This is a genomic window from Streptomyces palmae (genome assembly GCF_004684805.1).
GTDB classification, from domain to species: domain Bacteria; phylum Actinomycetota; class Actinomycetes; order Streptomycetales; family Streptomycetaceae; genus Streptomyces; species Streptomyces palmae.
On record NZ_SRID01000033.1, the window covers coordinates 1 to 14,785 of the forward strand.

At 71.5% G+C, this 14,785-nt stretch carries 11 protein-coding genes; 9 read left to right on the top strand and 2 right to left on the bottom strand.

Going from position 1 to position 14,785, the window contains the following annotated elements:
• The first annotated feature begins 44 nt into the window (after positions 1 to 44).
• The 9 genes from nuoF to nuoN are packed head-to-tail and all read left to right on the top strand — an operon-like array spanning position 45 to position 12,607.
• Complete coding sequence (gene nuoF / locus E4099_RS06000; protein WP_135337891.1) at positions 45 to 1,454, top strand: NADH-quinone oxidoreductase subunit NuoF; 1,410 nt, start codon at positions 45 to 47, stop codon at positions 1,452 to 1,454.
• Positions 1,451 to 4,006 carry an NADH-quinone oxidoreductase subunit G gene (locus E4099_RS06005; RefSeq protein WP_135337892.1) on the top strand — a complete coding sequence of 852 codons (2,556 nt, stop codon included), beginning with the start codon at positions 1,451 to 1,453 and terminating at the stop codon, positions 4,004 to 4,006. Before nuoF ends, E4099_RS06005 begins: the two co-directional genes overlap by 4 nt.
• Positions 4,003 to 5,391 (top strand): NADH-quinone oxidoreductase subunit NuoH, encoded by a 1,389-nt coding sequence (nuoH, locus tag E4099_RS06010; protein WP_135337893.1) that lies wholly within the window; start codon positions 4,003 to 4,005, stop codon positions 5,389 to 5,391. The genes E4099_RS06005 and nuoH overlap by 4 nt, the downstream gene beginning before the upstream one ends.
• Positions 5,384 to 6,037, top strand: a complete 654-nt coding sequence (gene nuoI / locus E4099_RS06015; RefSeq protein ID WP_135337894.1) for an NADH-quinone oxidoreductase subunit NuoI — start codon at positions 5,384 to 5,386, stop codon at positions 6,035 to 6,037. Before nuoH ends, nuoI begins: the two co-directional genes overlap by 8 nt.
• Positions 6,034 to 7,038 carry an NADH-quinone oxidoreductase subunit J gene (locus tag E4099_RS06020; protein WP_135337895.1) on the top strand — a complete coding sequence of 335 codons (1,005 nt, stop codon included), beginning with the start codon at positions 6,034 to 6,036 and terminating at the stop codon, positions 7,036 to 7,038. Before nuoI ends, E4099_RS06020 begins: the two co-directional genes overlap by 4 nt.
• Positions 7,035 to 7,334: an NADH-quinone oxidoreductase subunit NuoK gene (gene nuoK / locus E4099_RS06025; protein WP_135337896.1), complete on the top strand. Its 300-nt coding sequence runs from the start codon at positions 7,035 to 7,037 to the stop codon at positions 7,332 to 7,334. Before E4099_RS06020 ends, nuoK begins: the two co-directional genes overlap by 4 nt.
• Before the next feature lie 15 nt (positions 7,335 to 7,349).
• Positions 7,350 to 9,290: an NADH-quinone oxidoreductase subunit L gene (nuoL, locus tag E4099_RS06030; RefSeq protein WP_135337897.1), complete on the top strand. Its 1,941-nt coding sequence runs from the start codon at positions 7,350 to 7,352 to the stop codon at positions 9,288 to 9,290.
• Between the two features lie 3 nt (positions 9,291 to 9,293).
• Positions 9,294 to 10,958: an NADH-quinone oxidoreductase subunit M gene (locus E4099_RS06035; RefSeq protein ID WP_135337898.1), complete on the top strand. Its 1,665-nt coding sequence runs from the start codon at positions 9,294 to 9,296 to the stop codon at positions 10,956 to 10,958.
• Between the two features lie 29 nt (positions 10,959 to 10,987).
• A complete protein-coding gene (gene nuoN / locus E4099_RS06040; RefSeq protein ID WP_135337899.1) occupies positions 10,988 to 12,607 on the top strand; it encodes an NADH-quinone oxidoreductase subunit NuoN in 1,620 nt (539 codons plus the stop codon).
• A 74-nt stretch (positions 12,608 to 12,681) separates the two neighbouring features.
• Here nuoN and E4099_RS06045 read toward each other — a convergent pair whose 3' ends face one another.
• On the bottom strand, positions 12,682 to 13,233 hold the full coding sequence (locus E4099_RS06045) for a hypothetical protein (protein WP_135337900.1): 552 nt from the start codon (positions 13,231 to 13,233) through the stop codon (positions 12,682 to 12,684).
• A gap of 204 nt (positions 13,234 to 13,437) precedes the next feature.
• Positions 13,438 to 14,661, bottom strand: coding sequence for a fumarylacetoacetase (gene fahA / locus E4099_RS06050; protein WP_135337901.1), 1,224 nt, complete (start codon positions 14,659 to 14,661; stop codon positions 13,438 to 13,440).
• Between the last annotated feature and the right edge of the window lie 124 nt (positions 14,662 to 14,785).

Here is a 14,785-nt window from a genome sequence, read left to right on the forward strand (position 1 = left end):
GACCCGCACCACCCGTCCGGACCGAGCGCCGAGGAGGGGAAGTGATGACGGTGGCAACCGAGGACGGGGGCACCGCCCGGCAGGCGGTCGGCGGCGAGGCCGGCCCGGAGGCGCTGCTCACCCCCGTGCTCTCCGCGTTCTGGGACGAACCGGAGTGCTGGACCCTGGAGACCTACCGGCGGCACGAGGGCTACGAGGGCCTGCGCAAGGCGCTGACCATGGCCCCCGACGACGTGATCGCCCTGGTGAAGGACTCCGGGTTGCGCGGGCGCGGCGGCGCCGGCTTCCCCACCGGAATGAAGTGGCAGTTCATTCCGCAGGGCGACGGCAAGCCGCACTACCTGGTGGTCAACGCGGACGAGTCCGAGCCCGGCACCTGCAAGGACATCCCGCTGCTGTTCGCCAACCCGCACTCGCTGATCGAGGGCATGGCCATCGCCTGCCACGCGATCCGCTCCACCCACGCCTTCATCTATCTGCGCGGTGAGGTGGTGCCGGTGCTGCGGCGCCTGCACGAGGCCGTGCGCGAGGCGTACGCGGCGGGCTACCTCGGCACCGCCGAGCAGCGCGCGCGCACCTTCGGCCGCGAGGACCTGCCCGCCCTGGACATCACCGTGCACGCCGGCGCCGGCGCGTACATCTGCGGTGAGGAGACGGCGCTGCTGGACTCGCTGGAGGGACGCCGCGGCCAACCCCGGCTGCGGCCCCCCTTCCCCGCGGTCGCCGGCCTCTACGCCTGCCCCACCGTGGTGAACAACGTCGAGTCCATCGCCTCGGTTCCCGCGATCCTGCACCGGGGCAACGAGTGGTTCCGCTCCATGGGCAGCGAGAAGTCCCCCGGCTTCACCCTCTACTCGCTCTCCGGACACGTGGCCAGCCCCGGCCAGTACGAGGCCCCGCTCGGCATCACCCTGCGGCAACTGCTCGACATGAGCGGCGGAATGCGCCCCGGCCACCGGCTCAAGTTCTGGACCCCGGGCGGCTCGTCCACCCCGCTGCTCACCGAGGAGCACCTGGACGTGCCGCTGGACTACGAGGGCGTGGGCGCCGCCGGCTCCATGCTCGGCACCAAGGCGCTCCAGTGCTTCGACGAGACCACCTGCGTGGTGCGGGCGGTGACCCGCTGGACCGAGTTCTACGCCCACGAGTCCTGCGGCAAGTGCACGCCCTGCCGCGAGGGGACGTACTGGCTGGTGCAACTGCTGCGGGACATCGAGGCCGGCAAGGGGCGGATGGACGACCTCGACAAGCTGGCCGACATCGCCGACAACATCAACGGCAAGTCGTTCTGCGCGCTCGGCGACGGCGCCGCCTCGCCGATCTTCTCCTCGCTGGCCTTCTTCCGCGCCGAGTACGAGGAGCACATCACCGGCCGCGGCTGCCCCTTCGACCCGGCCAAGTCCACCGTCTGGGCGGACGGCCCGAAGACCTCTCACCTGGAGGTGAACGCATGACAGTGACCACTGGTGCCACCTCCTCCGGTGGCGCGGGCGCCGCGGTGCCCCCGGAGGACCTGGTCACCCTGACCATCGACGGGATCGAGATCTCCGTCCCCAAGGGCACCCTGGTCATCCGCGCCGCCGAGATGCTGGGCATCGAGATCCCGCGGTTCTGCGACCACCCGCTGCTGGACCCGGCCGGCGCCTGCCGGCAGTGCATCGTGGAGGTCGAGGGCCAGCGCAAGCCGATGGCCTCCTGCACCATCACCTGCACCGACCAGATGGTGGTCAGGACCCAGCTCACCTCCCCGGTGGCCGAGAAGGCCCAGCGCGGTGTGATGGAACTGCTGCTCATCAACCACCCGCTGGACTGCCCGGTCTGCGACAAGGGCGGTGAGTGCCCGCTGCAGAACCAGGCGATGTCCACCGGCGACCCGGAGAGCCGCTTCGAAGGGCAGAAGCGCACCTTCGCCAAGCCGGTGCCCATCTCCAGCCAGGTGCTGCTGGACCGCGAGCGGTGCGTGCTGTGCGCCCGCTGCACCCGCTTCTCCCAGCAGATCGCCGGCGACCCGATGATCGAACTGCTGGAGCGGGGCGCCCTCCAGCAGGTCGGCACCGGCGAGGGCGACCCCTTCGAGTCGTACTTCTCCGGCAACACCATCCAGATCTGCCCGGTCGGCGCGCTCACCTCGGCCGCCTACCGCTTCCGCTCCCGCCCCTTCGACCTGGTCTCCTCGCCGAGCGTGTGCGAACACTGCGCCGGCGGCTGCGCCACCCGCACCGACCACCGGCGCGGCAAGGTGATGCGCCGGCTCGCCGCCGAGGACCCCGAGGTCAACGAGGAGTGGATCTGCGACAAGGGCCGGTTCGGCTTCCGCTACGCCCAACTCCCGGACCGGCTCGCCGGCCCGCTGCTCCGCAACCCGCAGACCGGCGAGCTGGAGCAGGCCAGCTGGCCGGAGGCGCTCGCCGCCGCGGCCGAGGGACTGGCCGCCGCCCGCGGCCGTACAGCCCGTGCCGGAGGCACTGGTGTCGCCGTTCTGACCGGTGGGCGGCTGACCGTCGAGGACGCGTACGCCTACGCCAAGTTCGCCCGTACCGTCCTGGGCACCAACGACATCGACTTCCGGGCCCGCGCGCACAGCGCCGAGGAGGCCGACTTCCTCGCCGCCCGGGTCGCCGGCCGCGGCCGGGACCTGGACCGCACCGGCCTCACCTACACCGCTCTGGAGAAGGCCCCGGCGGTGCTGCTGGCCGGGCTGGAGGCGGAGGAGGAGGCGCCCGGCGTCTTCCTGCGGCTGCGCAAGGCCCACCGCAAGGCCGGGCAGCGCACCTTCGGACTGGCCACCCACGCCACCCGCGGCCTGCTCAAGGCGGGCGGCACCCTGCTGCCCGCCGCCCCCGGCACCGAACCCCAGTGGCTGGACGCGCTGGCCGCCGGGGAGGAGGCCGCGGCCCGACTGGACGAACAGGGCCGGGCTGCCTGGGCCGCACTGCGCGGCGAGGGCGCGGTGATCCTGGTCGGCGAACGGCTGGCGGCGGTCCCCGGGGCGCTCACCGCGGCGGTCCGGCTGGCCACCGCCACCGGCGCCACCCTCGCCTGGATCCCGCGCCGGGCCGGGGAGCGCGGCGCCCTGGAGGCCGGCGCGCTGCCCGGGCTGCTGCCCGGTGGCCGCCCGGTCGCCGACCCGAGGGCCCGTCAGGAGGTCGCCGAGATCTGGGAGGCCGACCTGCCGCACCGCACCGGACGGGACACCGGCGAGATCATCGAGGCCGCGGCGGCCGGCGAACTCGGGGCGCTGATCGTGGCAGGGGTCGAGCCGGCGGACCTGCCGGACCCGGCCCGGGCCGCCGCCGCCCTGGACCGGGTCGGCTTCCTGGTCAGCGTGGAGCAGCGGCCCAGCGAGGTGACCGCGCGGGCCGATGTGGTCTTCCCGGCCGCCGCCGTGGCCGAGAAGGCCGGCACCTTCCTCGACTGGGAGGGCCGGGCCCGCCCGTTCGAGGCGGCGATCGTCCCCGCCCAGGCCACCCGCCCGCACCTGCCCTCCGACGCCCGGGTGCTGCACATGCTCGCCGACGCGCTGGAGACCCCGCTGGGGCTGCCCGACCTGGCGGCCGTGCGCCGGGAGATGGACCGGCTCGGCCCCTGGAGCGGGCCCCGCCCGGCCGACCCGCTGCGCACCGCCCAGCCGCTGCCCCGCCCCGAAGTGGGCGAGGCGGTGCTCGCCGGCCACCGGCTGCTGCTCGACCAGGGCCGCCTCCAGGACGGCGACCAGGCCCTGGCCGGCACCCGGCACGCCGCACTGGCCCGGCTCTCGGCGACCACCGCGGCGGAGGCCGGGGTCGAGGACGGCGCCCCGCTGGCCGTCACCGGCCCGGCCGGGACGGTGGTCCTGCCGTTGCGGATCACCCCGATGCCGGACCGGGTGGTGTGGCTGCCGATGAACTCGGCCGGCCGCGGCGTGGTGGCCGACACCGGGGCCCGGCCTGGCGAAGTCGTCCGTATCGGCCCGGCCCAGGCGCCGGTCGCCGTCACCGAGACACCGGAACCGGAGGCGCAGGCATGAGTGCTGCCACCCTGGCCACCCCGCTCGCCGGCTCGCCCGGCCCGCTGGCGGCCGAGGACCTGTCGATGTTCGGGACCGACCCCTGGTGGCTGATCCTGCTCAAGGTCGTGTTCTGCTTCGCGATGCTGATGGTGACGGTGCTGATCACCATCGTCTTCGAGCGCAAGGTGCTCGGCTGGATGCAGCTGCGCAACGGCCCCAACCGGCACGGCCCCTGGGGCATGCTGCAGTCCCTCGCGGACGGCGTGAAGCTGATGCTCAAAGAGGACGTGATCGTCAAGCGCGCGGACAAGGTGGTCTACGTCCTGGCGCCGATCGTCGCCGCGATCCCGGCCTTCATGGCGGTCGCGGTGATCCCCTTCGGTCCGGCCGGCAACGAGGTCTCGGTCTTCGGCCACCGCACCGCGATGCAGCTCACCGACCTGCCGATCGCGATCCTCTACATCCTGGCCACCGCCTCCATCGGCATCTACGGCATCGTGCTGGCCGGCTGGTCCTCCGGCTCCACCTATCCGCTGCTCGGCGGGCTGCGCTCCTGCGCCCAGATGATCAGCTACGAGATCGCGATGGGCATGTCCTTCGCCGCGGTCTTCATCTACTCCGGCTCCATGTCCACCTCGGCGATCGTGGAGGCGCAGGGGCACCGCTGGTACGCCGTACTGCTGCCGGTCTCCTTCCTCATCTACATCGTGGCCATGATCGGCGAGACCAACCGGTCCCCGTTCGACATGCCGGAGTCCGAGGGCGACCTGGTCGGCGGCTTCAACACCGAGTACTCGTCGATCAAGTTCGCGATGTTCATGCTCGCCGAGTACATCAACATGGCCACCGTCTCGATGGTCGCGGTGACCCTCTTCCTCGGCGGCTGGCGCGCCCCCTGGCCGATCAGCACCTTCTGGGCGGGCGCCAACCACGGCTGGTGGCCGCTGCTGTGGTTCCTCGCCAAGGTCAGCGCCGCCCTGTTCCTCTTCATCTGGATCCGCGCCTCGGTACCCCGGGTGCGCTACGACCAGTTCATGAAGCTGGGCTGGAAGGTCCTGATCCCGATCTCCATGGTCTGGCTGATGCTGGTCGCCACGGTGCGCGCGCTGCGCAACGAGAACTACGACTTCCAGAAGATCGTGCTCTATGTCGGCGGCGCGGTGATCGCGCTGCTGCTGCTCTCCTTCGTCTACGACGTCTTCCGGGACCGCGAGGCGAAGCGGGAGCAGGAGCAGGCCCCGCCCGAACCGCCCTTCGACCCGATGGCCGGCGGCTTCCCCGTGCCGCCGCTGCCCGGGCAGACCCTGCCACCCGTACCGCGCCGCCGACCGCGCCGCCACGGCGAGCTGGTCGGCAACGGCCCTGCGGAGAAGACCCACGGTGAGGAGGCCGACGGTGCCTGACAGCAACCCCCGCGAGGAGGAGAACCCCTCCCGCACTCCCTGGCACAACCCGGTCGCGGGCTTCGGTGTGACCTTCTCGAACATGTTCAAGAAGCGGTTCACCGAGCAGTACCCGGAGCAGAAGAAGCCCACCGCCCCCCGCTTCCACGGCCGCCACCAGCTCAACCGGCACCCGGACGGGCTGGAGAAGTGCATCGGCTGCGAGCTGTGCGCCTGGGCCTGCCCGGCGGACGCCATCTACGTCGAGGGCGCGGACAACACCGACGAGGAGCGCTACTCCCCGGGCGAGCGCTACGGCCGCGTCTACCAGATCAACTACCTGCGCTGCATCCTGTGCGGGCTGTGCGTGGAGGCGTGCCCCACCCGGGCGCTGACCATGACCAACGAGTACGAACTCGCCGACCGGTCCCGCGCCGCGCTCATCTACACCAAGGACGAGCTGCTGGCGGGTCTGACCGAGGACATGGTGGACACCCCGCACGCCATCTACCCCGGCATGGACGAACAGGACTACTACCGGGGCCTGGTCACCGAGGCCGCCCCCGGCACCGTTCGCCAGGTGGCCCGCAGCAAGGGCGAGACCGACCCCGCAGCGGAGTCGGACGAGTCGGCACAGAACCCGGCCGACCAGGGGGTGCAGGCATGAGCGCGATGCTCGCGGCGTCCACCACCTCCACCGGCGAGGCCGTCCAGTTCTGGGTGCTCGGCACGGTGGCGGTGATCGGCGCCCTGTCCACCGTCCTGATGCGGAAGGCGGTGCACTCGGCGCTCAGCCTCGCCGGCACCATGATCGTCCTGGCGGTGTTCTACCTCGCCAACGGCGCCTACTTCCTGGGCATCGTGCAGATCGTCGTCTACACCGGCGCCATCATGATGCTCTTCCTGTTCGTGGTGATGCTGGTCGGTGTCACCGCCGCCGACTCGCTGCACGAGACCCTCAAGGGGCAGCGCTGGCTGGCCGTGCTGTGCGGCCTGGGCTTCGGCATCCTGCTCTGCGCGGGCATCGCCAACGCCTCGCTGAAGACCTGGAACGGCACCGGGACCGCCAACGCCGGCGGCAATGTCGAGGGCCTGGCCGAACTCATCTTCACCAAGTACGTCTTCGCCTTCGAGATCACCGGCGCGCTGCTGATCACCGCGGCCGTCGGCGCCATGGTGCTCACCCACCGGGAGCGCGTCGAGGGCCGCAAGTCGCAGCGCGAGCAGTCGCAGGACCGGGCGCGCCGCGGCATCCCCGGGCAGCCCGCGCCGAGCGGCTCCGGCTGGCCCCTGGTCACCCCGGCCCCCGCGCCCGGCGTCTACGCCCGGCACAACGCGGTGGACATCCCCGGCCTGCTGCCCGACGGCAGCACCGCGGAGGTCTCCGTCAACGCCACGCTGCGCGAGCGCGGCCAGATCCGTGACGTCTCCGGCCGGGCGCTGGCCGCCCTGGCGGAGCTGGAGCGGCGGGCCGGGGACTGGCGGCAGCAGCGCGGCGGGACCGGGGCCACCGTGGTCCGTACCGACCCCAGCGGCTCGACCAGGTACCGCCCGGAGGGCGGCGCCACGGTGTACACACCCGAGGACGAGGCCGGGCGGCAGTCCGCCGACCGGCCGGCGGATGACGGCGCGAACGACGGACACGCCCCCGAGGGAGCCGCCAAGTGAACCCGGTCAACTACCTCTACCTCGCCTCGCTGCTGTTCACCATCGGCGCGGCCGGGGTGCTGCTGAGGCGGAACGCCATCGTGGTGTTCATGTGCGTCGAGCTGATGCTGAACGCCTGCAACCTGGCGTTCGTCGCCTTCTCCCGGCTGCACGGCAACCTCGACGGGCAGATCGTGGCCTTCTTCACCATGGTGGTCGCCGCGGCCGAGGTCGTGGTCGGCCTCGCCATCATCGTGACGGTCTTCCGCTCCCGCCACTCGGCCTCGGTCGACGACGCCAGCCTGATGAAGCTCTAGAAGGGTCGCGTTCACGTGGAGAACCTCATCGGATTGCTTGTCGCGGCGCCGCTCCTCGGCGCCGCCGTGCTGCTGTGCGGCGGCCGGGCCCTGGACCGCGTCGGGCACTGGCTGGGCACCGCGCTGGCCGGGGTGTCGTTCCTCATCGGGGCGGTGCTCTTCGCCGACATGCTGGGCGAGGAGACCTCGGACCGGGCCCTGCACAGCCATCTGTTCAGCTGGATCCCGGTCGGCGGCTTCCGGGCGGACGTGGGCTTCCAGCTGGACCAGCTGTCGATGACCTTCGTCCTGCTGATCACCGGTGTGGGCACCCTGATCCACATCTACTCGATCGGCTACATGGAGCACGACGAGCGCCGCCGCCGCTTCTTCGGATACCTCAACCTCTTCCTGGCGGCGATGCTGCTGCTGGTGCTGGCCGACAACTACCTGCTGCTGTACGTCGGGTGGGAGGGCGTCGGTCTCGCCTCCTACCTGCTGATCGGGTTCTGGCAGCACAAGCCGAGCGCCGCGACGGCCGCCAAGAAGGCGTTCATCGTCAACCGGGTCGGCGATGTCGGCCTGTCCATCGCGATCATGCTGATGTTCACCACCTTCGGCACCTTCGCCTTCGCCCCGGTGCTCTCCGAGGCCGACCGGGCCGGCGAGGGCAAGCTGACCGCGATCGGGCTGATGCTGCTGCTCGCCGCCTGCGGCAAGTCCGCCCAGGTCCCGTTGCAGTCCTGGCTGGGTGACGCGATGGAGGGCCCGACCCCGGTCTCGGCCCTGATCCACGCGGCCACCATGGTGACCGCGGGCGTCTACCTGATCACCCGGTCCGGGGCGATCTTCAACGCCGCGCCGGACGCGCAGACCGCGGTGGTCACCGTCGGCGCCGTCACCCTGCTGTTCGGTGCGATCGTCGGTTGCGCCAAGGACGACATCAAGAAGGCGCTCGCCGGCTCGACCATGTCGCAGATCGGCTACATGATCCTGGCGGCCGGCCTGGGCCCGATCGGCTATGTCTTCGCCATCATGCACCTGGTCACCCACGGCTTCTTCAAGGCCGGGCTCTTCCTCGGCGCAGGCTCCGTCATGCACGCCATGAACGACGAGGTGGACATGCGGAAGTACGGCGGCCTGCGCAGGTACATGCCGATCACCTTCGCCACCTTCGGCCTGGGCTACCTGGCCATCATCGGCTTTCCGGGGCTGTCCGGCTTCTGGTCCAAGGACAAGATCATCGAGGCGGCGTTCGCCAAGGGCGGCACCGAGGGCTGGATCCTGGGCGCCGCGACGCTGCTGGGCGCGGCGATCACCGCGTACTACATGACCCGGGTGATGCTGCTGACCTTCTTCGGGGAGAAGCGCTGGCAGCCGGCCCCCGACCCGCACAAGACGGCCGGGATCGAGCCGGGCGCCGAGGCGCACCCCGGGGAGCTGCCGCACCCGCACGAGTCGCCGAAGTCCATGACCATCCCGATGATCGTGCTGGCCTTCGGCTCGGTGTTCGCCGGCGGGCTGTTCAGCCTGAACGACGCCTTCGTGAACTGGCTGGAGCCGGTCACCGGGCACGATCACGGGGACTCGCCGCTGAGCGCCGCCACCGTCACCGCCGGGACCATGGTGGTGCTGGTGGTCGGAGTGGCGCTGGCCTGGGCGCAGTACGGCCGCCGGCCGGTGCCGGTGACCGCCCCGCGCGGCAGCGCGCTGACCCGGGCGGCCCGCCGCGACCTGCTCCAGGACGACTTCAACCATGTGGTGCTGGTCAAGCCCGGCGAGTACCTCACCCGCGGTCTGGACCGGGTGGACCACACCCTGGTCGACGGGGCGGTGAACGGCGCCGCGGCCTCGGTCGGCGGGCTGTCCGGGCGCCTGCGCAAGCTCCAGAACGGCTACGCGCGGACCTACGCGGTCTCGATGTTCGGCGGTGCGGCGGTGCTGATCGCCGCGACCCTGCTGATGAGGGCGGTCTGATCGATGTCATTTCCCCTGCTGACAGCAACGGCCGCGGTGCCGGCGATCGGGGCGGTCGCCACCGCCGCCGTGCCGGCCGCCCAGCGGGCCGCGGCCAAGTGGACGGCGCTGCTGTTCTCGCTGGCGACCCTGGTCCTGTCCGCGGTGGCGCTGGTGCGCTTCGACCCGGACGGAGGCCAGTACCAACTCACCGAGTCACACGACTGGATCAAGGACTTCGGGGTCCGCTACGAACTGGGCGTGGACGGCATCGGCGTGGTGCTGGTGGCACTGACCGCGCTGCTGATCCCGTTCATCGTGCTGGCCGGCTGGCACGACCCCGACCGGCTGGAGACCCCGTCCGGCGGCGACTCGGCCGCGGGCCGGCGCTGGCGGCCCACCCAGGGCTTCTTCGCGCTGATCCTGATGGTCGAGGCGATGGTGGTGATGTCCTTCCAGGCCACCGACGTCTTCCTCTTCTACATCTTCTTCGAAGCCATGCTGATCCCGATGTACTTCCTGATCGGCGGCTTCGGGGACGGGGCCGGCGGCCGGGCGGAGGGAGCGGCGGCCAACGCGCGCTCGTACGCCGCGGTGAAGTTCCTGCTCTACAACCTGGTCGGCGGGCTCATCATGCTGGCCGCGGTGGTGGGCCTGTTCGTGGTCACCAACGAGGACCTGGGCAGCGGGACCTTCTCGCTCCAGCAGATCGCCGAGGCCCGCTCCGCCGGCACGCTGTCCATCGCCACCACCACCGAACGGCTGCTGTTCCTCGGCTTCTTCTTCGCCTTCGCGGTGAAGGCGCCGCTGTGGCCGCTGCACACCTGGCTGCCGGGCGCGATGGGCGAGTCCACCGCGCCGGTCGCGGTGCTGATCACCGCGGTGGTCGACAAGGTCGGCACCTTCGCGATGCTCCGCTTCTGCCTCCAGCTCTTCCCGGAGGCCAGCAAGTGGGCCACCCCGGTGATCCTGGTGCTCGCCGTGATCAGCATCCTCTACGGGGCGCTGGTGGCGGTCGCCCAGAAGGACATCAAACGGCTGATCGCCTACGCCTCGATCTCCCACTTCGGCTTCATCATCCTGGGCATCTTCGCCATGACCTCGCAGGGGCAGGGCGGCGCCACCCTCTACATGGTCAACCACGGCATCTCCACCGCCGCCCTGATGCTGGTCGCCGGCTTCCTGATCAGCCGGCGCGGCTCGCGGCTGATCGCCGACTTCGGCGGGGTGCAGAAGGTGGCCCCGGTGCTGGCCGGCACCTTCCTGGTGGGCGGGCTGGCCACCCTCTCCCTGCCCGGACTCGCCCCGTTCATCAGCGAGTTCCTGGTACTGGTGGGCACCTTCAGCCGCTATCCGGCGCTGGGCGTGGTGGCCACCGTGGGCATCGTGCTGGCCGCGCTGTACGTGCTGGTGCTCTACCAGCGCACCATGACGGGGCCGGTGAAGGCCGAGGTGCGCGGGATGCCGGACCTCAGGGTTCGGGAACTCGCCGTGGTGACACCGCTGATCGCGCTGCTGATCTTCCTCGGCATCTACCCCAAGCCGGTGGCCGACATCGTCAACCCGGCCGTCGACCACACCCTTTCGGTGGTCGACAAGAAGGATCCCGCACCGGACCACCCCGCCACCGACGCGGGCTGGTTCCGCTACAGCCCCAAGGGCGACCACGCTCCCGGAGGTGACAAGTGAGCAGCGCTCCCTCTGTCCACAGCCTGTGGATGACAGCGGCCGGGCCACGGGACAAGATCCCCACCCCGCACATCGAGTACGGGCAGCTGTCCCCGGTGCTGATCGTGGTCGGTGCCGCGGTCCTGGGGATCCTGGTCGAGGCGTTCCTGCCGCGCCGCCAGCGGTACGCCGCACAGCTCTTCGTCTCGGTGGTCTCGCTGGCCGCCGCCTTCGCCGCCGTCATCGCCCTGGCGGCCGGCGACTACGGCACCTCCAAGGCGCATGTCGCCGCCATGGGGGCGATCGCGGTGGACGGCCCGGCGCTCTTCCTCCAGGGCACCATTCTGCTGGTCTCGCTGGTCGCCGTGTTCACCTTCGCCGAGCGCCGACTGGACCCCCAGACGCACGGCAACCGGGTGGACTCCTTCGCCGCCCAGCCCGCCGCGGTACCCGGCGGAGAGGCCGAAGAGGCCGCCGTACGCGCCGGGTTCACCTCCACCGAGGTCTTCCCGCTGCTGCTGTTCGCGGTCGCCGGGATGCTGGTCTTCCCCGCCGCGAACGACCTGCTGACCCTGTTCGTGGCACTGGAGGTCTTCTCCCTGCCGCTGTACATCCTGTGCGCGCTGGCCCGCCGCCACCGGCTGCTCTCCCAGGAGTCCGCGGTCAAGTACTTCCTGCTCGGCGCCTTCTCCTCGGCCTTCCTGCTGTTCGGCATCGCGCTGCTGTACGGCTACGCGGGCACCGTCACCTACTCCGGTATCGCGGACGTGGTCGACGGTCAGGTCTCCCGGGTGGACCCGGCGCTGGCGCAGACCATGGGCAATGACGCGCTGCTGCTGATCGGCGGGGCGATGGTGCTGGTGGGCCTGCTGTTCAAGGTCGGCGCGGTGCCGTTCCACATGTGGACCCCGGACGTCTACCAGGGCGCGCCCACCCCGGTCACCGGTTTCATGGCCGCAGCCACCAAGGTCGCCGCCTTCGGCGCGCTGCTGCGGCTGCTGTACGTGGTGCTGCCCGGCCTGCGCTGGGACTGGCGCCCGGTGCTGTGGGGGGTGGCCATCCTCACCATGCTGGGCGGCGCGGTCGTCGCGATCACCCAGACCGATGTGAAGCGGCTGCTGGCCTACTCCTCGATCGCGCACGCGGGCTTCATCCTGGCCGGTGTGATCGCCACCAACAAGGACGGCGTCTCCTCCGTCCTCTTCTACCTGGCCGCCTACTCCTTCGTGACCCTGGGCGCCTTCGCCGTGGTCACCCTGGTCAGGGACGCCGGCGGAGAGGCCACCCAGCTGTCCAAGTGGGCCGGCCTGGGCCGCCGTTCGCCGCTGGTGGCGGCGGTGTTCGCGGTCTTCCTGCTGGCCTTCGCGGGCATTCCGCTGACCTCCGGGTTCGCCGGGAAGTTCGCCGTGTTCAAGGCGGCGGCGGAGGGCGGCGCGGGCCCGTTGGTGGTGGTCGGTGTGATCGCCTCGGCGGTGGCCGCGTTCTTCTACATCCGGGTCATCGTGCTGATGTTCTTCAACGAGCCCAAGGCGGACGGCCCCACCGTCGCCGTGCCCAGCGCCCTGACCACCTCGGCGATCGGCATCGGAGTGGCGGTCACCCTGGTGCTGGGTGTGGCGCCGCAGTACTTCCTGGACCTGGCCAGCCAGGCCGGGGTGTTCGTGCGCTGAGAGCCGTCCGGACACGGCGAGCCCCCCGGTGCGGTGGCCGGGGGGCTCGTACGTCCGCCGGAGTACCGGTCGGATCAGCTCAGCGGCGGCGGGGTCGGCAGACCGCCCGCGTTGCTGCCGCCGAGCTTGGTGAAGGTGTCCTCCTGGCCGGACGCGTCCCAGCGGACGGTGACGGACTCGCCGCCGTTGTTGACGGTCACCTTGCCGCTGTTCCAGTCCGTGCTGCCGTCCGGGCAGGTCAGGGTGACCGTCGGGGCGGAGTAGGAGCCGGTGCAGCTCGTTCCGAACTTGGGGGCGAACCCGACGACCGAGCCGTGGAAGTAGAAGGAGCGGGTCTGGCCACCGGACTGCGAGACATAGGAGCCGTCCGGGGTGCCGCCGGTGCTGCCGCCACCCGTGGTGCCGCCGGTGCTCGAACCGCCCGTGCTGGTGGCCGTGGAGCCGCCCGTGCTGTCGCCGCTGTCACCGCCCGTGGCGGCGGACTTGCCCGAGTCGGTCTGGCCGCTGCCCTGCTGGCCCCCGATCAGCCCCTTGCCGCCCTTGTCGCCCTTGCCGCCGCCACAACCGGTGACCAGCACAGCGGCGATCAGCGCCGCCCCCGTGACCTGTGCTGCCTTGCGAAGCACGCAATCTCCCTGAGGTTTTCCGCCGTGTTCAAACTTGAACTTGGACACGTCAAGTTAGCAGTGGAGTTGTCACGGTTCGGGGACGGCGCGGTCGCAGTGCGGGGACGGGGCGCCGGTCTGCCGCGCCGTCCCGTCCCCGCCGTCGCCCCAGGTCACGCGCCATTGACAGGCTGTCACGCCCGCCGCGTGCCGAGGCACGTCGCCTCAGACCGCGGGCGCGATCCGGCCCGCGACCTCACCCAGCGTCACCCTGCTGCCGTCCGGGCCCGGGGCCCACGCGGTCAGCACCACCTCGTCGCCGTCCTCCAGGAACGTCCGCTTGCCCTCCGGGAGTTCCAGCGGGTCGCGGCCCGACCAGGTCAGCTCCAGCAGGCAGCCGCGCTGCTCCGGCTCGGGCCCGCTGACCGTGCCGGACGCGAACAGGTCGCCGGTGCGCAGCGAGGCGCCGTTCACCGTCATGTGTGCCAGCTGCTGGGCGGCGGTCCAGTACATGGCCGAGAACGGCGGGCGGGCCACCACGTGCCCGTTGACGGCCACCTCGATGCGGATGTCCAGGCCGCCCGGCTCGACGGCCGAGTCGTCCAGGTAGTCCAGCAGCGCGAAGTCGCGGGCCGGCGGCTCGGTGCGGGCCGCGTCCAGGGCGTCCAGCGGGGTCACCCAGGCCGATACGGAGGTGGCGAAGGACTTGCCCAGGAACGGGCCCAGCGGCCGGTACTCCCAGCTCTGGATGTCCCGCGCCGACCAGTCGTTGAGCAGCGTCACCCCGAAGACGTGCTCACGGAACGCCTCCAGCGGCACCCGGTCGCCGAGCGCCGACGGGGTGCCCACCACGAAGCCCACCTCGGCCTCGATGTCCAGCCGGCGGCTGGGGCCGAACTCGGGTGCCTGGGCCCCGGCCGGCATCCGCTGGCCGAGCGGGCGGATCACCGGGGTGCCGGAGACCACGACCGTGCCGGCACGCCCGTGGTAACCGATCGGCAGGTGCTTCCAGTTGGGGGTGAGCGCCTCGCCCTCCGGGCGGAAGATGCGGCCCACGTTGGTGGCGTGGTGCTCGCTGGCGTAGAAGTCCACGTAGTCGGCCACCTCGAAGGGGAGGTGCAGCTCGACCCCGGACAGCGGGATCAGGTGCGGCTCCACGGCGGCGCGGTGCGCCGGGGCGGTGAGCCAGTCGCGCAGTTCCGCGCGCACCGCCGTCCACACCGGGCGGCCGGCCGCCAGCAGCGGGTTGAGCAGCGGCTGGTCGAGCAGCTCGGCATGGGCCGAGCCGAGCGCCCGGGCCGCGCCGGCGGCGTCCAGCACATGATCGCCGAAGCGCACCCCGATGCGCCGGCGGCCGGGGTCCTCCACCGTGCTGAAGACCCCGTACGGGAGGTTGTGCGGGCCGAAGGGGTCGCCTTCTGGCAGGTCGAGCGGGCTCTGCTGCGGCATGGAGTGCTGCCTCGCCTTCTCCTCGTCACCGTGGTGGCCCGATTCGTGGGCCGGGCACAGAGTACGACGCGCCCGGTGAGCGGTGACCAGTGATCGATAACCGAGAGGGGGAGCCCCGCCGCGG